Origin of the sequence: Shewanella sp. NKUCC05_KAH (assembly GCF_019345585.1) — a bacterium.
GTDB lineage: Bacteria > Pseudomonadota > Gammaproteobacteria > Enterobacterales > Shewanellaceae > Shewanella > Shewanella oncorhynchi.
The window spans coordinates 148,482-170,966 of the sequence record NZ_JAHKQZ010000003.1; the positions used below are offsets into that span (position 1 = coordinate 148,482).

A 22,485-nucleotide genomic window follows, 5' to 3' on the forward strand; every position below is an offset into this window, starting at 1 on the left:
AAGAGGATTGAAAACAGTGTTAAATACGCTTAGGGATATTACTCAGGCTGTGGCATCTGCCCACAGTTTGGAAACCGCATTAGAAATCTTAGTTTCATCGACTAAAGCGGCGATGGAAACCCAATGTTGCTCCATCTATATCCTAGAAGAGCAAGAACTCGTGTTATCTGCAACCGATGGCCTTGAAAAAAGCGCCGTTGGTCGAGTACGTATGCCGCTGACTGAAGGTTTAGTTGGACTTGCTGCCCAGCGAGAAGAGGCCGTTAATTTAGCGGATGCTCGGCTTCATCCAAGGTTTAAGCTTTTTCCTGAAGTCGCCGAAGAAGAATATCGCGCTTTTTTAGCTGTACCTATTATCTACCAGAAGGCTGTGGTTGGGGTGATAGTGGTACAGCAGGCGAGTGCTCGTCAATTCAGTGAGGGCGAAGAAGCCTTCCTGATGACCCTCGCCGCCCAATTAGCGATGGCAGTGCGTGGGTTAAAACAAAAAGCACAAGTCAGCTCCCATCATCAACAAATTCTGTTTCAAGGTACTTCAGCATCAAACGGTATCGCCATTGCGTATGCCTTCGTACTTGGTGGGGAAATCCCCCTTGAACAGCCTGAGGTGCGTTCTGACGATATTGCCTATGAATCGAGTCGCTTAACCACGGCTATGGTGCGTTGTAAAGAAGCGATAGGTGCCTTATCTCAACGGTTTGATCGTGAGCAAGATGACGAAGTTGTCTCCATTTTCAATGCATTACAGTTACTGCTTGATGATGCTAGTTTAGGCGGCGAATATACCCGTGAAGTGCAATTAGGCTGGGCTGCTGAGTCGGCGGTGAGTCGAGTGTCTCTACGTTATATTCAACAGTTTTTAGCAATGGAAGACCCTTACCTTAAGGAGCGGGCTAGCGATATTCGCGACTTAGGTCAAAAAGTATTGCGCCAACTTATTGAGCCAGAACGTCTAGAGCTTGAGCCCGATAAACCTGTAATCCTCATTACCCGTGAAGCCGATGCGACTATGTTGGCTGAGTTCCCAAGGCAAAAGCTTGCGGGTATTGTCACTGAGCTTGGTGGCGTAAACTCCCATGCCGCTATTTTAGCCCGCGCCTTAGGTGTGCCTGCAATCACAGGTGTCGAGCAACTGTTATCTGCCAATATTGACCAAAAACTTTTGGTCGTAAACGCAAGCCGTGGTCAGTTATTGGTGTCGCCATCACCTGCGATTGTCGGTGAGTATCGTAGCCTGATTTCGGCACAAAAAGCCTTGCAACGCCAGTATGCCCAAGAATTAGCGCTGCCTTCTGTAACCTTAGATGGTTCACGTATTCGCTTGTATCTCAATGCGGGATTACTCAGTGGTGTTGCCTCTGAAATTGCAGAGGGTGCCGACGGTATTGGGCTTTATCGCACTGAAATTCCTTTTATGCTGCAACAGCGCTTCCCGAGTGAATCTGAGCAAGTTAAAGTCTATCAACAGGTCTTATCGGCCGCGTCCGGTCGACCTGTGGTGATGCGTACTTTAGATGTGGGGGGCGATAAACCTTTACCGTATTTCCCGATTAAAGAAGACAATCCTTTCCTTGGATGGCGCGGGATTCGCTTGTCTCTGGATCATCCTGAGCTGTTTTTGGTGCAGTTACGGGCCATGCTACAGGCTGGGGGAGACGGTAAACAGTTAAGTATTTTGCTGCCTATGGTCAGCAACTTAGATGAAATCGATCAATCCTTAGAATATTTGCAACAAGCCTATGTCGAATTAAAAAACGATGTTAACAGCGACATAGTGATGCCACGAATAGGCATTATGCTCGAAGTGCCTGCCATGTTATATCAGTTGGATGATGTGGCAAAACGAGTGGATTTTGTCTCTGTTGGTAGTAATGATTTAACCCAATATTTGCTGGCTGTTGACCGTAATAACCCGCGGGTGAGCTCGTTATTTGATAGTTATCATCCTGGAATATTGCGGGCTTTGCATCAGGCGCACCTAGATTGTCGATACCATAAACTCGATATTAGTATCTGTGGAGAGCTCGCGGGCGAACCTATGGGGGCCATTTTGCTGGTGGCTATGGGATACGATCAGTTGAGTATGAATCAGGGCAGTTTAGCGCGGATCAATTATCTATTGCGTCGTGTTGCGCGGGCCGATTTAGATCAATTACTTGCTAAAGCGCTGAGCCTATCAAACGGCTTCCAAGTGCGTGAGCTGGTTAAAGAATATTTGACCCAGCAGGGTCTCGCAACAATTCTTAATTAACTAATGCTGTGTTTTGCTTTAAGCTAAGGCTCTCAATTTATCACGCTGTAGGTACTCGTGTGGATAGTTTGTTGTTGGTGTTCTTTATTTGCTTGGCTTTAGGCGCATTTGTCGGCTTTATGGCAGGATTATTAGGTATCGGTGGCGGCTTGATTGTAGTGCCGGCACTGCTTTATATTTTGCCATCGGTCGGTATTAGCTCTACTCAGCTCCCCCATATTGCAATTGCCACTTCGCTAGCAGCCATTATTCTCACCTCTATTTCGTCGGCACGTGCCCACCATAAGCGTGGCAATGTGCCTTGGAATTTATTCAAATCAATGTTACCGGGCCTTATTATAGGCGCGCTGGCTTCAGGTTTTATTGCTGAGCGTATTCCCGCTGATAAGTTACAACAAGGTTTTGCCATCTTTGTGATTTTAATGACAATTCAAATGGCTTATCCCGTTAAGGCCGAATCAAATCGTCAATTACCTAATTCAGTAGTGCTTTTTGTTGTATCGGCTTTTGTTGCGGTTTTGGCAGGTTTGACCGGGATAGGTGGCGGTATACTGATAGTGCCATTTTTGACTTTTTATGGTTTACAGATGCGTCAAGCCGTGGGCTTTTCTGCGGCGATGGGCTTCTTAATCTCTCTTTCTGGCAGTTTCGGCTATATTATTGCAGGAATGAATGCCCCTGAGTTGCCCTATGGTACCTTAGGCTATATCTATTTACCTGCATTGTTTGGTTTAGTGATCACTTCTGTCTTGATGGCGCCTGTGGGGGTAAAAGCGGCGAGCACTTGGCCAACACCTGTACTTAAAAAGATATTTGCACTGTTACTTCTATGTGTCGGCCTTAAGTTAATTCTGACCTAGTTTTTATGTTTATCTCAGTTTGAGGCTGCTAATGGATGTGTTATGGCGCTGAGTTTCCCCAATATCGATCCCGTGATCGTTTCATTTGGACCGTTTAATCTTTTTGGACAAACCTTTGAACCGGCACTGCGTTGGTATGGTTTTACCTATTTAGTCGGATTTGTTGCGGCCATGTGGTTGTTGAACCGCCAAGCCGACCGTTCAAAGGGGATATGGACGCGGGAGCAAGTTTCAGATTTACTCTTTTATGGTTTTCTTGGGGTGATTTTAGGTGGCCGTATCGGTTACATGCTTTTTTATCATTTCGATTATTTCCTCGCCAGTCCCCTCTATTTATTTAAAATCTCCGAAGGTGGCATGTCCTTCCACGGCGGTTTGATGGGCGTGATTACGGCGATGCTCTATATCGCGTGGAAACAAAAACGTACTTTTTTTGCTGTCGCCGATATGGTGGCACCTGTTGTGCCTATTGGTTTAGGCGCTGGTCGTATTGGTAACTTTATTAACGGCGAGCTTTGGGGACGAACCACTGATGTGCCTTGGGCTATGGTGTTTCCAACCGGTGGGCCTGACCCACGTCATCCATCCCAGTTGTATCAGTTCGCCCTTGAAGGCGTAGCATTATTCCTATTACTTTACTGGTTTAGCAAACGTACCGATAAAGTCGGTGCGGTCTCTGGTATGTTCTTAGTCGGTTACGGTATGTTCCGTATTATGGTTGAAACTGTGAGGCAACCCGACACACAGTTGGGACTCTACTGGGGATTTATGACTATGGGGCAGATACTCTCTGTGCCTATGGTGTTAATCGGTTTGTACTTGATTTTTCGTAAGCAAGGTAAGCAGCAATGAAACAGTATTTAGACTTAATGAAGCACATATTAGCCGAAGGCGTGGATAAATCGGATCGCACAGGTACTGGGACTCGCTCGGTATTTGGCTATCAAATGCGCTTCGATTTGAGCAAAGGTTTTCCTTTGGTGAGCACCAAAAAATGCCATATGCGCTCTATCATCCATGAATTACTGTGGTTTCTGAAGGGTGAAACTAACGTTGCCTATTTACGCGAAAATAAGGTCAGCATTTGGGATGAATGGGCCGATGACAATGGCGATTTGGGCCCAGTTTATGGTGCCCAGTGGCGCAGCTGGCCAACCCAGAGTGGTGATGCTATCGACCAGATTTCGCAAGTTATCGCCCAGATAAAATCTCAGCCAGATTCTCGCCGTCTTATCGTTTCTGCGTGGAACGTGGGCGAACTGGATAAAATGGCTTTGGCACCGTGCCACGCATTTTTTCAGTTCTATGTAGCCGATGGTAAATTATCTTGTCAGCTGTATCAGCGTAGTTGTGATGTGTTTCTTGGTTTGCCATTTAATATTGCCAGTTATGCTTTGTTAACTATGATGGTCGCCCAGCAATGTGACTTGGCCTTAGGTGATTTTGTGTGGACGGGTGGCGATACCCATTTATATTCTAATCATATGGAACAGACGGCACTGCAGTTAAGTCGTGATCCAAAACCGTTGCCGACCATGACTATTGTACGCAGACCTGAGTCGATTTTTGACTATCAATTCGATGATTTTGAATTAACAAACTACGCTCCACACCCTCATATCAAAGCCCCTGTTGCTGTGTGATGTATGTTTTTTAGCCTAACACTTCGGGATAACCGAGGTGTTAGGGAGAAACTTACGATTATATTTGTCATTACAATTCGTCTACACTCAATTCATTATGATTTTTAGGAGTGCAAGATGGAAAAAGCAATTAGAAATTTTCTGAGCCAAGAGTCGGCTGGCGGTATCCTGTTATTGGTTGCTGTTGCCTTAGCCATGCTGATGGCCAATTCCCCCTTATCTGGACTTTATCAAGGCTTTTTAGGCACTGACGTTCAAGTCAAAATTGGCGAGCTCAACATACACAAGCCACTCATCCTGTGGATAAACGATGGCTTGATGGCCATATTCTTTTTGCTGATTGGTTTAGAAGTGAAACGTGAGTTACTTGAAGGCGCCTTATCGAGTGTCGCTCAAGCTTCCCTGCCTACCTTTGCAGCCATTGGCGGCATGTTAGTCCCTGCTGGTGTGTACTTACTGTTTAACTACGGTGATCCTGTCACACAAGCGGGTTGGGCGATTCCTGCCGCGACCGATATTGCCTTTGCCTTAGGTATTATGGCGCTGCTCGGAAGCCGCGTTCCTGTTTCACTGAAAGTCTTCTTACTTGCTTTAGCTATCATCGATGACTTAGGCGTCATAGTGATTATCGCGCTGTTTTACAGTACTGACTTATCAACCATCAGTTTAGTGATTGCCAGTTTAGCGATTGCGGGCTTGGTTGGGTTAAACCGCAAAGGGGTTACCTCACTTTTACCCTATGGCATCTTAGGGTTAATCCTTTGGGTTGCCGTACTTAAGTCTGGAGTGCATGCGACTCTGGCTGGCGTCATCATTGCTTTTTGTATTCCATTGCGGGCAAAGGATGGCAGTTCACCCTCAGAAGGCTTAGAGCATAGTTTGCATCCTTGGAGTACTTTCCTCATTTTGCCAGTGTTTGCTTTTGCCAATGCGGGCGTTTATGTCGGCAATATGAATTTGGAGACGTTAATTTCTCCTGTTCCTGTTGGTATTGCATTGGGCCTGATGTTAGGTAAGCCAATCGGTGTAATGTTATTTAGCTTTATTGCGGTGAAACTAAAATTAGCTCAATTACCCGATGGCGTAGGTTGGAAGCAAATTGCCCCCGTCGCGGCCATGTGCGGTATTGGTTTTACTATGTCTATGTTTATTGCGTCGTTAGCCTTTGAACATGCAGACCCTATGTACGGTGACTTAGCACGCCTAGGGACCTTAATCGGTTCGATTATGGCAGCGTTAGTCGGGTATTTCTGGTTATCAAAAGTGTTACCTAAGAAAGGAGTATAACTATGATAAAGTTGAAATTAATGGGAATAGCAACGCTCTTATGTTTATCGACAACCGCGACGGCATCGCAAATTTCGGCCTGTAATCAGGATGCAAACTCGCAGACTTGCCAAAGCTATCTTGAAGGAATAGTGGATGGCGCTTTGATGTTTAAATCTGATTCCTTAGGGGCGAGATTAGAAACTAATGGTTATGAATCGAGGGCACTTAAGTATCGCGGTGGTAAACGTTTCCAAGAAGCGAATCGAACCTATTGCGCCGAACGTATTCCTGAACGTAACGTTTTAGTTTCAGGAGTCACTGAAGCGGTAAGTCTGGGGAATGCTGCCGATTTGGAGCAGTTACAAGGCATAGTTACTAACTTACTCGACTGCCAGCGTTTAAAGTAACTTGACTGGGAATCATCAGGTTTTTAATCATCTGATTTTAAACTATCGAGTTTAAAATAACACAGTCCCCCCTCAGCGCCTTGGCGTTTGAGGGAGCATTAACAGCGGGTTAGCATGCTGCACTTGAATTATAACCACTTGTATTATTTTTGGATGATTAAGAAAAAGGGCTCAGTCGCGAAGGCGGCCGAAGCCCTATGTTTAACGCCGCAAACGATAACGGGGCAAATTCGTGCCTTAGAAGATAGGTTAAACGGCAGTCTGTTCAAGCGAGTCGGGCGGACATTGGAGGCGACAGAGTTAGGTGAATTGGTGTTTCGCTACGCCGATAAGATGTTTAGCCTTAGCTATGAAATGCTCGATTTACTTAATTATCAAAAAGCGGATGCCATGTTATTCGAGGTGGGTATTGCCGATGCCTTATCTAAAGCTTTAGTCAGCCGAGTTTTATTATCCGTAGTGCCTAATGACAATTCTATGCACTTAGCCTGCTATGAGGCGACTCACGAGAGCCTAATGGCGCGTTTACGTGAGCATAAACTGGATATGATCCTTTCGGATTGTGCAGGTGAGTCACTGAAATACCCTGAAATTTTATCTAAAAAATTGGGTGAATGTGGCGTGAGTTTTTTCTCCGCGGAGACTTATAGCGCTGATTTTCCTGCTTGTTTAGAGCAAGGCCAGCTATTAATCCCCGGCCGTAGAACCTCACTTGGACAACAGCTATATCGCTGGTTTGACGAGCAAAATCTTAAAGTCAGTATCTTGGGTGAGTTCGACGATGCGGCCATGATGAAGGCCTTTGGTTACCTTAAACGAGGTATTTTTGTCACACCGTCGATTTATCGGCAAGAAGTGATTTCCCATGGTATGAATTTGCTCGGTGAAACCACCGATGTGAAAGAGGAATACCATGTGATGTTTGCCGAACGTATGATCCAACATCCTGCGGTAAAGCGATTATTGGATACAGATTTTAGCGATCTCTTTGAGGGACTCGATACGCAAGTACAACAATGCTAATTTTGTGAGTCAATATGAAGGGTTAATCGACACTTTAGTCAGTGAACTGATAGACTAATGCCAAATCTGTGTTGGGAGAAATACCTTGGAATTAATGAACATCGCAAGGGTTCGCTGGGCATGTCGCCGTGGGATGCTGGAATTAGACGTCTTGCTTCAACCTTTTGTTGAAAACTTCTATCAAGAAATGTCCGATGAAGATAAAACCGTGTTTATCCGTTTGTTGGAATGTGAAGATCCAGAATTGTTTGCTTGGTTTATGGGCCATGAAGTGTGCCCTGACACTGAACTGGCTCGTATGATAGTGAAAGTCCGTGGAAGACCGGCACCATAGTTTCAGCGTAAAAGCCTCTTTCGACCAACGACTCTCGTTGGTCGTTTTTATTGGTGTCTGTTCTAGCTCATTTCTGCTTTGGCCCCAAAGCGACATTATCGCCTTATCTCTGCTTAAATATTTGTTTATCGTACTTGTTAGTATTTTTTTGCTGTCGCAGTTGTGGCGACTGCAGCATTGGCGTTTAGATTTTGTGCTGAGTGATAAAGGCGAGGGACGTTTGTCAACGGGGGAGCACTTTCAGGTACTAAAACGCACTTGGGTCACGCCCTTTGTTTGCTTGATTTATATCGAAGTGGATACTCAGCTGCGGCTCTTGCTGGTTTGGGCTGATATGTTAAATGATACTGACTATCGACATTTATGTCGGCTGTTGCTGCGGGCTAAAATGCAACAGACTAAACCTCATTCTGAGATTTAGTCTGTTTATGATGAAGTCACCTATGCGGTTACTTTTCTGGTAGTAAAATAGTCGGGCGAGGCGCGTCTAATTTCTCTGGATGATCGATATTAAAATGCAGTCCACGGCTTTCTTTACGCTCCATGGCACAGCGAATAATTAATTCGGCCACTTGCACTAAGTTACGTAATTCGAGCAAGTTATTGCTAACCCTGAAGTTACTGTAATATTCCTGAATTTCTTGCTGTAACATCAGGCAGCGGCGCAGTGCTCGCTCCAGACGTTTATCAGAGCGTACAATTCCAACGTAGTCCCACATGAATAACCGCAGCTCGTGCCAGTTATGGGCGATGACCACTTCCTCATCCGAGTTCGACACTTTACTTTCATCCCATGCTGGAATTTGTCCCGGGATTTGAATTTTATGCAGTTGGCTTTCTATGTCCTGTGACGCCGCACGGGCAAACACTAAACATTCGAGTAACGAGTTACTCGCCAGACGATTGGCGCCATGTAAGCCCGTATAGGCGACTTCACCAATAGCATAGAGACCATTGAGATCCGTCTGACCGTGCATATCTGTCATTACACCACCGCAGGTATAGTGAGCAGCAGGTACCACAGGAATCGCATCTTTAGTGATATCGATTCCCAGCTCTAAGCAACGGCTATAGATGGTCGGGAAATGCTTCATCACAAAGTCAGCATCTTTATGGCTGATATCTAGATAGACGCAATCGGCACCCAGACGTTTCATCTCATAATCGATGGCGCGGGCAACGATGTCACGGGGAGCTAACTCGGCGCGTTCATCAAAGTCCGGCATAAAGCGGCTGCCATCTGGACGACGCAGATAAGCCCCTTCACCACGCAGGGCTTCGGTGAGTAAGAAGTTGCGCGCATCTGCGTGGTACAAACACGTTGGATGGAATTGGTTGAACTCCATATTCGCCACGCGGCAACCTGCACGCCATGCCATGGCAATACCATCACCGCTAGCGACATCAGGGTTTGAGGTATATTGATAAACCTTTGAACTACCACCAGTCGCTAACGCGACAAACTTAGCTTTAACGGTTTCGACGTGTTCTTCATTGCGATTCCACACATAAGCGCCTAATACACGATTACCTGGGCGATTTAATTTACGGGTGGTGATGAGGTCGATGGCGTTATAGCGTTCTAAAACGTGAATATTGGGGTGGGCGAGTGCGCGTTCTTGCAGTGTGGTTTGCACTTCTTTGCCTGTGGCATCGGCAGCGTGCAGAATTCGTCTGTGGCTATGGCCGCCTTCACGGGTTAAATGGTAAGGTGCATCTTTTGCGTTGCCGTCTGTGGTTTCTTCTTTATCGAAGGCGACGCCACATTCGATAAGCCATTGCATCGCACTCTTGGCATTTTCAGCCGTGAAAGTGACAACGTCTTTGTCACATAAACCCGCCCCTGCGATTAAGGTGTCTGCAACATGGGATTCGATAGTGTCACTTTCGTCGAAGACGGAGGCGATACCGCCTTGGGCGTAGTAAGTCGACCCTTCCGAGAGTGGGCCTTTTGAAAGCAGAATTACTTTTGCTTTTTCAGCAAGATGCAAAGCTAGTGTCAGACCTGCGGCACCGCTACCTATGACTAATATGTCAGATTGGTGTTCAACTACTTGTTTCATCGGGTATCATGATGTGACTGAAGAGTGCCAACTATGGTAAACCAACTCACCGATTATGGGTACTTTCCTTTTTACCTTACTTTTTTTGTATAATTTTTAGAACTTTTTCAAAGCCCGCGAGTCTACATAAGTGAATATGATTCGAGCGACTGAGAAATCAGCATTTTAGATTTAGGAGAAGTCGGCTCGGATGAGTGGACAATTAAGTGATCAACAATTAGTTGAGCGCGTACAACAAGGTGATAAAAACGCTTTTAACCTGTTAGTGCTTAAATATCAAAGTAAAGTCATTAGCTTGATATCCCGTTATGTACGGAACCAAGCGGACGTTGCTGATGTGGCACAGGAAGCGTTTATCAAAGCTTACAGAGCTTTGCCAAACTTTCGCGGTGAAAGTGCATTTTATACTTGGTTGTACCGCATCGCAGTAAACACTGCGAAGAATTATCTCGTATCACAGGGGCGTAGAACGCCTGCGAATGATGTTGATGCAGAAGATGCCGAATATTATGAAGGCAGTGACGCGCTGAAGGAGTTTGCCTCCCCAGAACGGCTAATGTTATCGGATGAAATCAAAAAAGTGATTTTCGATACATTAGAGACCTTGCCTGAAGAATTACGAATGGCCATCTCATTGCGTGAACTCGATGGTATGAGTTACGAAGATATTGCCATAGTCATGGATTGTCCTGTCGGGACCGTAAGATCACGTATCTTCCGAGCTCGAGAGGCAATCGATAAAAAGCTCCAGCCTTTGCTGGAAGCCTAAATTCTTATTTTAAGAAACCCTTATATTTAGACAGGTGAAAAATGGATAAATTAGGTCAAGAATGGGTATCTGCCGCAGTCGATGGAGAGACTGATGCGCAGACCATGGCAGAGTTATCTGCTGATACACATTCACATGATAAATGGCATAACTATCATATGATAGGCGATGCCATGCGTGGCGAGTTGCCGCAGAATATTGTGTTAGATCTCTCTGCTAGCATTGCTGCCGCCATTGAGCTTGAGCCAGCGATAGTTGCGCCTAAGCATCATGCGTCTAAAGTTACTGCACCTGTAACGCCACAAATTGCCGCCAATTCGGAGCAAAGCCGCGTCGTACCTTTATTTAAGCAATTTGGTCAATATGCCATTGCTGCCACGGTTGCTATGTTTGCGATTGTGGGTGTGCAGAATTACAATCAAACCGCCGATGATGCCGCGTCACCATCGCCCGTGTTAATTACAAGGCCGCTTATTGGTAGCGCATCACCTGTGAGCCTACAAACCGGTCCTGTACAACAGAATCAAGGCTATACCAATGATCAGGTGAATGAGCAACGTCGCCGAATTAATACTTATATCCAAGATCATATGTTGCAACAACGATTGAATACTGGTGCGGTTGTAGAGGACAATACCGAGGTCGTACCCGTTCCGGTCAATCAATAACGAGGAGTTAGCTTGCGTCTAATCCTGTTGGCTTTATTAGCCTTGGTCTTTCCTGCAACCGCGCAGGAAGACATGCCTGCCAAAGCTTGGCTCGAGAAAATGAGTCAGGCTTTACGAGAGAAAGAGTTTAAAGCATCGATTATTCAACTTCAGGCCGATCATATTCGGCCTTTGGTTTACCTGCATGGTAAGGTGAATAATCAAGAAGTTGCCTTTCTAGAATACCTTAACGGTCCACCCAAAAATGCAGTGCGTGTCGGTAATCGTGTCACCTTTATTGAGCACGATGAGCCTGCGTATAGTATCGTTTCTAATCATATTCAAGGTGTCTGGCCTGCTGCTTTCTCTGCCAATATGGCGGACTTAGAAGTGGGTTATCAGTTTGTACTCGGTGGCCGTACCCGTATCGCTGGGCGTCCGGGGCAGATGATCCGCCTGTTGCCTAATGATGAATTCCGTTATGGCTTTCAAATTTGGCTTGATATGGAAACCTATCTGCCGCTGAGATACGACATGCTGACTCAAGATAAGCAATTACTTGAGCAGATCATGGTGATTGAACTCATTGAATTCAGCGAGCCGCCAGCTATTTTGCAAGAGGCCTATAAGCAAGAGTGGCCGGCAGTTATCGATCAAGCCGAGCGCCAAGACGGTCAAAACTGGCAATTTGCTTGGTTACCCGCAGGTTTTACTGTGGTAGTGCGCGACCACCATAGATTAATTGGCAGTCACGAAGCGGTGGAATACATAGCACTGACCGATGGACTGGCAAATATTTCTGTTTATGTGGCGCGTGCGGGCACAAGTCCATTGCCTGAAGAATTAATTACCCGTAATGGCTTGTCATTAGTCTCAGAAAAAGTCGGTAATGCCGAAGTGGTTGCTGTGGGTAAAGTGCCGACAGAAACCTTAACGCGCATTGCTAAAAGTCTGACGCTAGAATAGGACGCCGATTATGATGGAAGAAATTGCCAGAGTCGTCTCCAGTGATAGTCAAGGCTGGTTGACGGTTGAAGTGGAACTTAAGAGTACCTGCAAGAGCTGCAGTAACAGTGAGTCTTGCGGGACCTCTGCTGTCGCTCAGGCTTTTTCCTCGAAAACCCAGCAATTTTCTATTCAGAGTGAGCGCCGCTGTGAGGCTGGTGAATTACTCAAATTAGGCCTTCCCGAGAGCGTGATCCTCAAAGCCGCGGCATTAATCTATTTAATGCCGCTGTTTGGCCTGTTTGTCGGCGCAGCGTTAGGACAATTTTTAGGCCAGTTGCTTGAGTTTAATCCTAACCTAGGTGCCATGGGCTTTGCGGCCGTTGGTGCCTTGATTGCGTGGTCTTTTGGTAAGCAACAGGCTAAACGTTTAGAAGTTGATGCTCAGCCTGTGATTTTGGCCTATTTAGGTAGGAGCATCAATTTAAACGAATTAGCCCAATAATTTCAATGTGTTATTTTTTATCAAATAACAGCTAACTGCGGTTTTGGACGTTGTTTTATCGGCCTGTCTTAAGTTGGAGTGAATGTGATTGGTATTGAAACCGCAATCAGGTACAATTTCGCTCCTTTGAACCGTATCCATTTTCAGTATTAGTCATTGCAGCATAATGAAACAAATTAGAAACTTCTCAATTATTGCCCATATCGACCATGGTAAATCGACGCTATCAGATCGTCTTATTCAGGTTTGTGGCGGTTTAACCGACCGTGAAATGGATTCTCAAGTTTTAGATTCTATGGATCTAGAACGTGAGCGTGGTATTACGATTAAGGCACAAAGTGTCACTTTGGATTATAAAGCCAAAGATGGCCTTGTCTATCAACTCAACTTTATTGATACCCCAGGTCACGTTGACTTCTCCTACGAGGTCTCGCGCTCATTAGCTGCCTGTGAAGGTGCTTTGCTGGTGGTTGATGCGGGTCAGGGCGTTGAAGCTCAGACACTGGCAAACTGTTATACCGCGCTGGATATGAATCTAGATGTGGTACCCATTTTAAACAAGATTGACTTACCACAAGCCGATCCAGAACGTGTTGCTGCCGAGATTGAAGATATCGTTGGTATTGATGCGATGGATGCTGTGCGTTGTTCGGCTAAAACCGGTGTCGGTGTCGACGAGGTTTTAGAAGTCATTGTTGCCAAAATTCCACCGCCAGAAGGCGATCCTGACGCACCATTGCAAGCCTTGATCATCGATTCTTGGTTTGATAACTACCTAGGCGTAGTGTCTTTAGTGCGAATTAAACACGGTAGCCTGAAAAAAGGTGACAAGTTTAAGGTCATGTCTACTGGACAAAACCACACTGCGGATCGCGTCGGTATTTTCACCCCAAAACAAACTGATAAAACCGAGCTTAAAACCGGTGAAGTCGGCTTTGTGATTGCGGGTCTGAAAGAAATTCACGGCGCGCCCGTAGGTGATACGTTAACTTTAGCCAAAAATGGTGCTGAAAAGCCGTTACCTGGTTTTAAGAAAGTGAAGCCACAGGTATACGCTGGCGTATTCCCAATTTCGACCGACGAATATGAAAACTTCCGTGATGCGCTGAACAAACTCAGCCTGAACGATGCGTCATTATTCTTTGAACCTGAAAGTTCTTCGGCACTCGGTTTTGGTTTCCGCATTGGCTATTTAGGCCTGCTCCACATGGAAATCGTACAAGAGCGTTTAGAGCGTGAATACAACCTAGAGTTGATCACCACTGCGCCAACCGTAGTGTACGAAGTCGTGATGACTAGCGGCGAAACGATTTACGTTGATAACCCGTCTGATCTGCCTGCGATTAACAACATTGAAGAAATGCGTGAGCCGATTGTTGAGGCCAACATTTTAGTGCCAAAAGAATACTTAGGTAACGTGATTACCCTGTGTATTGAAAAACGTGGCACCCAAGTGAACATGGTTTACCACGGTAACCAAGTGGCTGTAACTTACCATCTGCCAATGGCGGAAGTGGTCATGGACTTCTTCGACCGTTTGAAATCCACTAGCCGTGGCTATGCATCACTCGAATATAACTTTATTCGTTTCGATCCTGCAGACATGGTGCGTTTAGATATTCTCATCAACGGCGACCGAGTCGACGCCTTGGCTATGGTTATCCATAGATCAAACATTCGTCACCGTGGTTTAGCTTTAGTGGATAAGATGAAAGAGCTTATTCCACGTCAGATGTTTGATATTGCGATTCAAGCGGCGGTGGGCAGTCAAATTATTGCCCGTTCAACCGTAAAAGCCCTGCGTAAAGACGTAACGGCTAAGTGTTATGGCGGCGACGTTTCTCGTAAGAAAAAACTCTTAAATAAACAAAAAGAGGGTAAGAAACGGATGAAGCAAGTGGGTAACGTTGAGGTGCCACAAGAAGCATTCTTAGCGGTACTTAAGCTAAATGAGTAATCGTTAGCATAAGAAGTGACAATTTAGTTGACTATTGCGCCGCTGTTTGCGGCGCTTTAGTTAGGTTATCGCATTGGTTTATCACTTTGGTTTACCAAGGTCGAATACGGTAAGTTAACTAAAGTATGATATTCGCTGAGTTAGGCACCTTTAATTATTTTTAAGGCAGGAGTTCAATAAGCAATGGCAGCGTATTTTTCCATTATTCTAGTGCTAATCACCCTGATCTCAGGACTTATATGGTTAGTCGATGTGCTCGTTTTCGCCCCAAAGCGTCGTGAGAGTTTAGCGTTAGCAAAGGCATCACAAGCGAATTTAACTGAAGAAGCTGAGTACCAAATCATTCGTGAGTCGACCATAGTCGAAACCGCGCACTCTATCTTCCCTGTGATTGCCTTTGTGTTGATCCTACGTTCATTCATTTATGAGCCATTTCAAATCCCATCGGGTTCTATGATGCCTACCCTCTTAGTGGGCGACTTCATTCTGGTGGAAAAATTTAGTTATGGGCTTAAAGATCCCGTATGGCGAACCAAGTTGGTTGAAACTGGCGAGCCCAAACGCGGTGATGTGGTGGTATTTAAATATCCTGAAAACCCCGCCATTGACTACATTAAACGTGTAGTCGGTTTGCCGGGTGATAGAATTATTTACCGTAATAAACAGTTGATGATCCAAAAGGCCTGTGGTGTTGAGCAAACAGCTTGTCCAGAACCGCAAGTTATCGCCCGCACAGAGATCAGTCGTGGTGATTACAGCCAGGATGGTGTGCCATTACTGCGTTATAAAGAGGAATTGGGTGATGTCGCCCACGATATTTTGATCAACCCAAGTCGTCCTGACATGCTGGGGTATTTTAAGCGTGAAGGTAATTTACCTGCGGGTGAGTTTTTAGTGCCTGAAGGCCACTACTTTGCCATGGGTGATAACCGCGATAACAGTACCGACAGTCGTTTCTGGGGCTTTGTGCCAGAAGAGAACCTTGTTGGTAAAGCTGTAGCGATTTGGATTAGTTTTGAATTTGACCGTTCAAAAGCCGACTTCCTCCCAACTTGGGTGCCTAGCGGTGTGCGTTTTGAGCGTGTAGGTGGAATTAAATAGCATGGAACCGATTAAAAATTTGCCACGTTTGTGTCGTACCTTAGGTTATGAGTTCAAGAATATTGAGCTTTTGACTCAAGCGCTGACCCACAGAAGTGCGGCAAATAAGCATAATGAGCGCTTAGAGTTTTTAGGTGATTCAATTTTATCTATCGTGATTTCTGATGCTTTGTATCATCAGTTTCCGAAGGCAACCGAAGGCGATTTAAGCCGGATGCGTGCCACCTTAGTTCGCGGTGATACCTTAACTATCATCGCCCAAGAGTTTAAGCTCGGCGATTATTTATATCTCGGTCCTGGCGAGTTGAAAAGTGGCGGATTTAGACGCGAGTCGATTCTTGCCGATGCGGTTGAAGCCATTATTGGCGCCGTTTACCTTGATTCCGATCTCGAAGTTTGCCGTGCATTACTGTTGAAATGGTATGCCGAGCGTTTGGCCGAAATCCAACCTGGGATCAGCCAGAAAGACGCTAAGACATTACTGCAAGAACATTTACAAGGGTTTAAAAAGCCGCTGCCTGATTACCAAGTAATCAACATAGAAGGCGATGCCCACGATCAGACATTTACCGTTGAATGTCGTATTGAAGACTTGAGTCAAAGCGTCATTGGTGTGGCGAGTTCACGCCGTAAAGCCGAGCAAATCGCGGCCGCTCAAGTATTGGAGTTACTAAAGAAATGACCAAAAAAACAGACTTGTCAGGTATCGATGCTGCAAAAGCGGCAACTGAGCCGAGTTTAGATGAATTACTGGCAAGGATGAATGCGGCCGCGCCAACGCCGTCGGCCCAATACGATGTCACTTATTGCGGCATGGTGGCGATCATTGGTCGCCCTAACGTCGGTAAATCAACGTTAATCAACCGTTTGCTTGGTCAGAAGGTAAGTATTACTTCTAAAAAGCCACAAACAACGCGCCACCGTATCATGGGTATTCATACCGATGGTCCGAAGCAAATTGTGTTCATCGATACACCAGGTTTACACATAGAAGAGCAGCGGGCGATTAACCGCCTGATGAACCGCGCAGCAGCCAGTTCGCTTGCTGATGTCGCTATGGTAATTTTCGTGGTCGATGGCATGACGTGGACCGCCGATGATGAGATGGTGCTGAGTAAATTACGCCGTGGCGGTGAAGAGCGTCAGACAATTCTGGCGATTAACAAAGTCGACAATATCAAAGACAAAGAATCGCTGTTCCCGTATTTGGAAGAAGTCGCCAAAAAATATCCTTTCGATGAAATTTTGCCGATTTCAGCCAGTAAAGGTACCAACGTTAAGCGCATTTTAGAGCTAGCGGCGGCGTCGATTCCTGAAGGACCTTTCTTCTTCCCCGAAGATTATGTCACCGACCGTTCGCAACGTTTTATGGCGTCGGAGATTGTGCGTGAAAAACTGATGCGCTTCTTAGGTGATGAATTACCCTATGATGCGACAGTTGAGATTGAACAGTTCAAGATGATGGAAAATGGCGTTTATCAAATCAATGCCTTGATCCTTGTTGAGCGTGAAGGCCAAAAACGTATGGTGATTGGTAGCAAGGGCGAACGTATTCGTACTATCGCAACTCAAGCTCGCTTAGACATGGAGACCTTGTTTGATAATAAAGTTTTCCTCGAAGTGTGGGTGAAAGTGAAATCCGGTTGGGCCGATGATGAACGCGCCTTGCGTAGCTTAGGTTACGGCGACGATTAAGCATTAATTCTAGCGAGCGCGCTTACCGATGAAACGTGGTTACGTTTTACATCATCGCCCATATCGAGAGTCCAGTGTCTTAGTTAACCTCTTAGTTGACGGCATTGGACGGGTCGATGTGGTTGCCCGAACCGGCAGCGGTAAGCGCTCTATCAAGAGTATTCTCCAGCCCTTTCAACCGCTGATCTTCGAATTTAGCGGTAAGTCTGAATTAAAAACCTTAACTCAAGTCGAAGCCGCTGCGCCTGCTGTGCCTCTTTCTGGCCAGAGCTTGTTTGCTGGCATGTATATCAATGAGTTATTGGTTCGCACTTTGTCTGTACAGCACAATGCCGAAGAGTTGTTCCTCATTTATCATCAAGCCTTAGTCGGCCTTGCCGCGAAGTTTTGCCAATCCCAACTGCGTTATATTGAGCTCGCCTTGCTGCGGGAATTAGGTTTTATGCCTTCTCTTAGCCGCGATACTCAAGGTGAACCACTCGTACCTGATGATTATTACCAGCTCGTGCCTGAGTTAGGTTTTCAATTTGTGCTCAACTCCCGTGCTCGCAATGCCTATCAAGGTGCAATGTTGACGGCGCTTAACGATAACCTGCTCACCGAAGCACATTTTTTGAGCGCGAAGTTGTTGATGCGCTCCCTGTTAACGCCATTACTCGGGACTAAACCTTTGTTGAGTCGACAATTGTTCGTCAGCACTGCCGTACCAACTAAGATTGATGGGAATAATTCGCCCTAGCTCCTGTTTTTTAGCGTGAGCCTAAGTACAATAGGCCGCAATATCAGCGTTAAACATTAAGGAGTTCCCGATGAGCCGTATCTTATTGGGCGTGAATATCGACCATATTGCTACTCTGCGCCAAGCCCGTGGCACCAGTTATCCTGATCCTGTGCATGCTGCTGCCGTTGCTGAACATGCTGGCGCCGATGGCATCACTATCCATTTGCGTGAAGACAGACGCCACATCATAGACCGCGATGTATATTTGTTGGCAAAAACCTTGAAAACCCGCATGAATTTTGAATGCGCTGTGACCGAAGAAATGCTTAACATCGCCTGTGAAATTAAGCCGACCTATGTCTGTTTAGTGCCAGAAAAACGTCAAGAAGTCACCACTGAAGGCGGTTTAGATGTAGCGGGGCAGTTAGATAAAATCACTGCTGCAGTGACTCGTTTAGCTGCTGAGGGTATTAAAGTCTCCTTATTTATCGATGCCGATAAAACCCAAATTGATGCCGCTGTTGCCTCTGGCGCACCGCTTATTGAAATTCATACAGGCTGTTATGCCGATGCAAAAACGGAAGCAGAAGAAGCTATTGAGTTAGCGCGTATTAGCGAAATGGCAAAATACGCCCATGGCAAAGGTTTAGTGGTTAACGCGGGTCATGGTTTGCATTATCACAACGTTAAACCCATCGCGGCGATTCCTGAGTTATATGAACTTAATATCGGCCATGCGATTGTCGCACGTGCCGCCATTGACGGTTTGGCGACAGCAGTGAAAGACATGAAAGTGTTAATGCTTGAAGGTCGTCGAGGCGAATAATGGCGATTGTCGGCCTAGGCACAGATATCGTCGAGATTGAGCGTATTCAGGTCCATGTGGCACGCGCAGGTGACAAGCTGGCGAAACGTGTGCTGACCGAGTCTGAGTTAGCCATTTATACTGCCCATAGTCAGCCAAGTCGTTATCTTGCTAAGCGTTTTGCGGCAAAAGAAGCCGCAGCCAAAGCCCTCGGTACGGGTATTGGCCGCGGCGTGTCGTTTCAGCATATTCACATTGGCAACAATGAGGATGGTGCACCGACGATTCACTTTACCGAGGGGGCGTTAACGCGCTTACAGCAGCTTAAAGCGACGGTTGGGCATATCTCTATTGCCGATGAAAAATCCTATGCGATTGCGACGGTAATCATAGAGTCTCAATAAACCCGAGTTTGTGTCTGTTGGCGGTAAAAAAGGAACCTTAGGGTTCCTTTTTTCATTTTTGGATGGGTATCCAAATCAGTGTCAAATCAGCGAATGCAACAATTTATTTACTTTTACTGTTCAGTTTAATTGTTTTACGTTAGTTTATGGCTTGCGCGTCGCTCAATTTGGCGCACGTAAAATCAGGGGCAAATGAAGAGGAACCCAACATGAAATCCGCCGCAGAGCAGTTATCGACCTACAAAAGTGTGCATTTAAATCAGCGTAATATTCAGACCCATTTTATTGGCATCCCACTGATTATTTGGTCTGCTTTCCTGCTGCTGGCCACAGTGCGTATTCCGCTGGGGAGTATGGGAGAGACAAGTTTAGCAGTGATAGTCGGTATATTCGTGTTGGCCTATTATGTCCGTTTACACTTAAGGCTTTCAATGGGGCTCATATTATTTATGGTACCTGTGCTGCTCACGATTGAGTGGGCGGCGCATATCGCCGGTGCCACTTGGCTTGCCCTAGGAGTATTTGTGGTGGGCTGGGTGTTCCAGCTAATTGGCCATCAATATGAAAAAGCCAAGCCTGCCTTTGTGGATGACTTAAATCAGCTATTAATTGGGCCATTTTTCTTAATGGCGGAAGTGTATTTTATGTTGGGCTTAGAAAAGGCGCTGAACGCCCAGATAACGCCAATGGCGCTTGAGAAGCGTCGTATACTTGAGGCGAAAAAGTCTGCATAGCTTGGCTAGATAGTGAATTAGAGTCGATAGATTAGCACTAAAGGTATAGCTCGGGGGAGCATCATCGCTTGGAGGAAATCGTCGGCCGGACCACATCTTAACTTGTGTGGTTCGGCCAATTTTTATGCTCAAAATTGAGGATTAAACTCTGGGGGGATGATAATACAGCGGGATAATTCTCACTGTATTAATCATATTCTCTGACACATCAATTATCTCTAATGGATAACCTGCTAAACGTAAACTGGTATTCGCAGAAGGAATGTCCTCCAGATACTCCAGAATCAGACCATTGAGGGTTTTAGGGCCATCGGTGGGAAAGTTCCACTTCATTTCTTTATTCAAATCGCGGATCGTAATGCCCGCATCGACTAAGTAGCTGCCATCTTGCTGCACCTTAATGTCTTCACTCGGGGTGGTCAACATAGAAGTGGTAAAGTCGCCAACAATCTCTTCGAGAATATCTTCGAGTGTTACTAGACCTTGAATATCCCCATATTCATCAACGACTAAGCCGATGCGCTCTTTATTTTGTTGGAAGTTAGCTAGCTGCACATTGAGTGGCGTACCTTCTGGCACAAAGTAGAGTTCTTTCACTGCACGTAGCAAAGATGACTTGCTAAATTGCTCTTTAGATTGGAGGCGCAGGGCATCGCGTAGATGAATAAAGCCCACTGCATCGTCTATGGTGTCGCGATACACTAACACTCGGGTATGTGGACTTTGGATCACCTGACGATTGATAACCTTAAATTCGTCATTGACGTTAATTCCGTAGATATCTGAGCGTGGCACCATAATATCTTCAACGGTGACTTTCTCTAAATCCAAGATAGATAACAGCATTTCTTGGTGGCGTCGGGGGATGAGTGCCCCTGCCTCATGTACCACAGTACGCAGCTCTTCTTGGCTTAGCGCATCGCTACTATTAACGGTTTTTATCCCCATCAAACGTAAGATACCTGTGGTTATCAAATTAACGCTTGAGACAACATAGGCAAAGGTCGAGGAAAGTATAAGTAGCAGTATGCTAGAGGGAAAAGCAATACGCTCAGGATTTAGCGCTGCGATGGTTTTTGGCGTGACTTCAGCAAAAACGAGCACGACTAACGTAAGCACGCCTGTTGCAACAGCGACCCCTAAGTCGCCCCAAAGACGCATACCAATGATAGTCGCAATAGCCGATGCGGAAATATTGACTAAGTTATTGCCAATTAAGATCAATCCAATCAAACGGTCAGGACGCTCAAGCAACTTCAAGGCTCTAATCGCCCCTTTATGGCCATTGTTGGCTAAGTGGCGTAGACGGTAACGGTTGAGAGTCATCATTGCGGTTTCTGAGCCTGAAAAATAGGCAGAGAATAGGATAAGCACTAGTAAAACGATCAGGAGTGCGCTTGTCGATATAGCGTCCAAAAAAGGCTCCAATGTGGCCAGTAAACTTAAGTAAGTACCGACATTTAAAAAAAGTGTCAAGTCGGCCGCAGCAATAACTGCCCCAGCCGACTTAAATGTTTAGTTGAGGATTAATTCTTTGACAATGCGCGCGCCAAAATATGCGAGCGAAAGTAAGGATGCGCCAGTCAGAGTATAAATGACTGCGGTACGAATTTTACAACCGACCCAATACTGTTGCCACAGCATAGTAATGTATACAAACCAAGCCATTATCGACAGAATTGCCTTATGACCTTTACCATCGGCGAACATATCTTCAAGGAAGATAAAACCAGTCGCGAGCGACAAACTGAGCAAGATAACGCCGATAATCACCAGGTGATAAAGCTGTTTTTCAACTGTCATCAGCGGCGGAATACCAGGGCTCAGCATAAATTGTTTTTTCTTCAGTTTATTTTGGATCATCGCTAGTTGTATCGCATATAGGGCGGCAATCATCAGGGCGCTGTAGGCCATGAGTGACAACACGACGTGGGCTAATACTTCAGGATAAAGCTCAAAATGCGTGATGAATTTAGGCGGCAATAACCAGAGTAGGGCAACCGAAAGCACTGAGCAGGCGTAAACCACGGGCACGACGACGATGACTTTCAGCCTGAACATCAATATCGTAAAAGTAAAAGCGATAATCCAGTTCACTAAGGAAATCACATTCGTCAGGCTAAAGTTTTGGCCATCTGTGGTGAAAATCACTTGTGATAATGCTGCAGCATGCAAAATAACCGCAATAGCGGCAAAGCCTGCGACAGCACGGCGATTCGGACCGTCTGGGTGAAACAATCTACTCGTCACTAGTACCAATGCAATGCAATAAAAAAACATGGCTGAGGCAGAAAAGATGACCATGGGTAATTAACCTATTTGTGTAGTTAAAGGTGCCTTAAAAACGGGGCA

The 22,485-nt window shown here is 45.8% G+C and carries 24 protein-coding genes; 21 read left to right on the forward strand and 3 right to left on the reverse strand.

Annotated features, from left to right (window positions below; translation table 11 throughout):
- Nucleotides 1-16: 16 nt before the first annotated feature.
- The 9 genes from ptsP (at nucleotide 17) to KO533_RS04365 (ending at nucleotide 8,208) form a co-directional block, all read left to right on the forward strand.
- The gene (gene ptsP / locus KO533_RS04325; RefSeq protein ID WP_105249864.1) at nucleotides 17-2,251 is read left to right on the forward strand and encodes a phosphoenolpyruvate--protein phosphotransferase; all 2,235 of its coding nucleotides are present in this window, start codon (nucleotides 17-19) and stop codon (nucleotides 2,249-2,251) included.
- A gap of 59 nt (nucleotides 2,252-2,310) precedes the next feature.
- Nucleotides 2,311-3,111, forward strand: a complete 801-nt coding sequence (locus tag KO533_RS04330; RefSeq protein ID WP_113940671.1) for a sulfite exporter TauE/SafE family protein — start codon at nucleotides 2,311-2,313, stop codon at nucleotides 3,109-3,111.
- Nucleotides 3,112-3,153: 42 nt separating this feature from the next.
- A complete protein-coding gene (gene lgt / locus KO533_RS04335; protein WP_219252999.1) occupies nucleotides 3,154-3,963 on the forward strand; it encodes a prolipoprotein diacylglyceryl transferase in 810 nt (269 codons plus the stop codon).
- Nucleotides 3,960-4,754 (forward strand): thymidylate synthase, encoded by a 795-nt coding sequence (gene thyA / locus KO533_RS04340; RefSeq protein ID WP_105249861.1) that lies wholly within the window; start codon nucleotides 3,960-3,962, stop codon nucleotides 4,752-4,754. Before lgt ends, thyA begins: the two co-directional genes overlap by 4 nt.
- A gap of 117 nt (nucleotides 4,755-4,871) precedes the next feature.
- Nucleotides 4,872-6,041 (forward strand): Na+/H+ antiporter NhaA, encoded by a 1,170-nt coding sequence (nhaA, locus tag KO533_RS04345; protein ID WP_168823431.1) that lies wholly within the window; start codon nucleotides 4,872-4,874, stop codon nucleotides 6,039-6,041.
- A gap of 2 nt (nucleotides 6,042-6,043) precedes the next feature.
- Complete coding sequence (locus tag KO533_RS04350; RefSeq protein ID WP_105249860.1) at nucleotides 6,044-6,430, forward strand: hypothetical protein; 387 nt, start codon at nucleotides 6,044-6,046, stop codon at nucleotides 6,428-6,430.
- Nucleotides 6,431-6,544: 114 nt separating this feature from the next.
- Nucleotides 6,545-7,453 carry a transcriptional activator NhaR gene (gene nhaR, locus KO533_RS04355; RefSeq protein WP_028760830.1) on the forward strand — a complete coding sequence of 303 codons (909 nt, stop codon included), beginning with the start codon at nucleotides 6,545-6,547 and terminating at the stop codon, nucleotides 7,451-7,453.
- Nucleotides 7,454-7,538: 85 nt separating this feature from the next.
- Nucleotides 7,539-7,787 (forward strand): succinate dehydrogenase assembly factor 2, encoded by a 249-nt coding sequence (locus tag KO533_RS04360; protein ID WP_028760829.1) that lies wholly within the window; start codon nucleotides 7,539-7,541, stop codon nucleotides 7,785-7,787.
- Entirely contained in the window at nucleotides 7,768-8,208 is a 441-nt protein-coding gene (locus KO533_RS04365) for a protein YgfX (protein ID WP_105249859.1), read from the forward strand. The genes KO533_RS04360 and KO533_RS04365 overlap by 20 nt, the downstream gene beginning before the upstream one ends.
- 28 nt (nucleotides 8,209-8,236) lie before the next feature.
- Here KO533_RS04365 and nadB read toward each other — a convergent pair whose 3' ends face one another.
- Nucleotides 8,237-9,850: an L-aspartate oxidase gene (gene nadB, locus KO533_RS04370; protein ID WP_219253001.1), complete on the reverse strand. Its 1,614-nt coding sequence runs from the start codon at nucleotides 9,848-9,850 to the stop codon at nucleotides 8,237-8,239.
- A gap of 190 nt (nucleotides 9,851-10,040) precedes the next feature.
- On the opposite strand from nadB, the gene rpoE reads away from it, so the two are divergent.
- The 12 genes from rpoE (at nucleotide 10,041) to KO533_RS04430 (ending at nucleotide 20,133) form a co-directional block, all read left to right on the forward strand.
- The gene (rpoE, locus tag KO533_RS04375; protein ID WP_028760826.1) at nucleotides 10,041-10,619 is read left to right on the forward strand and encodes an RNA polymerase sigma factor RpoE; all 579 of its coding nucleotides are present in this window, start codon (nucleotides 10,041-10,043) and stop codon (nucleotides 10,617-10,619) included.
- A gap of 41 nt (nucleotides 10,620-10,660) precedes the next feature.
- Complete coding sequence (locus KO533_RS04380) at nucleotides 10,661-11,287, forward strand: RseA family anti-sigma factor (RefSeq protein ID WP_219253003.1); 627 nt, start codon at nucleotides 10,661-10,663, stop codon at nucleotides 11,285-11,287.
- A 12-nt stretch (nucleotides 11,288-11,299) separates the two neighbouring features.
- Entirely contained in the window at nucleotides 11,300-12,232 is a 933-nt protein-coding gene (locus tag KO533_RS04385; RefSeq protein WP_028760824.1) for a MucB/RseB C-terminal domain-containing protein, read from the forward strand.
- Between the two features lie 10 nt (nucleotides 12,233-12,242).
- Nucleotides 12,243-12,716 carry a SoxR reducing system RseC family protein gene (locus KO533_RS04390; protein WP_219253005.1) on the forward strand — a complete coding sequence of 158 codons (474 nt, stop codon included), beginning with the start codon at nucleotides 12,243-12,245 and terminating at the stop codon, nucleotides 12,714-12,716.
- A gap of 166 nt (nucleotides 12,717-12,882) precedes the next feature.
- Entirely contained in the window at nucleotides 12,883-14,673 is a 1,791-nt protein-coding gene (gene lepA, locus KO533_RS04395) for a translation elongation factor 4 (protein ID WP_028760822.1), read from the forward strand.
- A 183-nt stretch (nucleotides 14,674-14,856) separates the two neighbouring features.
- Nucleotides 14,857-15,774 carry a signal peptidase I gene (lepB, locus tag KO533_RS04400; protein ID WP_028760821.1) on the forward strand — a complete coding sequence of 306 codons (918 nt, stop codon included), beginning with the start codon at nucleotides 14,857-14,859 and terminating at the stop codon, nucleotides 15,772-15,774.
- Between the two features lies 1 nt (nucleotide 15,775).
- Nucleotides 15,776-16,456: a ribonuclease III gene (rnc, locus tag KO533_RS04405; RefSeq protein WP_012088603.1), complete on the forward strand. Its 681-nt coding sequence runs from the start codon at nucleotides 15,776-15,778 to the stop codon at nucleotides 16,454-16,456.
- The gene (era, locus tag KO533_RS04410; protein ID WP_028760819.1) at nucleotides 16,453-17,469 is read left to right on the forward strand and encodes a GTPase Era; all 1,017 of its coding nucleotides are present in this window, start codon (nucleotides 16,453-16,455) and stop codon (nucleotides 17,467-17,469) included. Before rnc ends, era begins: the two co-directional genes overlap by 4 nt.
- 28 nt (nucleotides 17,470-17,497) lie before the next feature.
- Nucleotides 17,498-18,208 (forward strand): DNA repair protein RecO, encoded by a 711-nt coding sequence (gene recO / locus KO533_RS04415; protein WP_219253007.1) that lies wholly within the window; start codon nucleotides 17,498-17,500, stop codon nucleotides 18,206-18,208.
- Between the two features lie 70 nt (nucleotides 18,209-18,278).
- Entirely contained in the window at nucleotides 18,279-19,016 is a 738-nt protein-coding gene (pdxJ, locus tag KO533_RS04420) for a pyridoxine 5'-phosphate synthase (protein WP_028760817.1), read from the forward strand.
- The gene (gene acpS, locus KO533_RS04425; protein WP_028760816.1) at nucleotides 19,016-19,399 is read left to right on the forward strand and encodes a holo-ACP synthase; all 384 of its coding nucleotides are present in this window, start codon (nucleotides 19,016-19,018) and stop codon (nucleotides 19,397-19,399) included. Before pdxJ ends, acpS begins: the two co-directional genes overlap by 1 nt.
- Nucleotides 19,400-19,608: 209 nt before the next feature.
- Nucleotides 19,609-20,133, forward strand: coding sequence for an Mpo1-like protein (locus KO533_RS04430; protein ID WP_219253009.1), 525 nt, complete (start codon nucleotides 19,609-19,611; stop codon nucleotides 20,131-20,133).
- Between the two features lie 141 nt (nucleotides 20,134-20,274).
- On the opposite strand, the gene KO533_RS04435 is transcribed toward KO533_RS04430, so the two are convergent.
- Together KO533_RS04435 and ccsA are read right to left on the reverse strand one after the other, a co-directional pair.
- Entirely contained in the window at nucleotides 20,275-21,549 is a 1,275-nt protein-coding gene (locus tag KO533_RS04435; RefSeq protein ID WP_028760814.1) for a CNNM domain-containing protein, read from the reverse strand.
- Nucleotides 21,550-21,648: 99 nt separating this feature from the next.
- The gene (ccsA, locus tag KO533_RS04440) at nucleotides 21,649-22,437 is read right to left on the reverse strand and encodes a cytochrome c biogenesis protein CcsA (protein ID WP_028760813.1); all 789 of its coding nucleotides are present in this window, start codon (nucleotides 22,435-22,437) and stop codon (nucleotides 21,649-21,651) included.
- Between the last annotated feature and the right edge of the window lie 48 nt (nucleotides 22,438-22,485).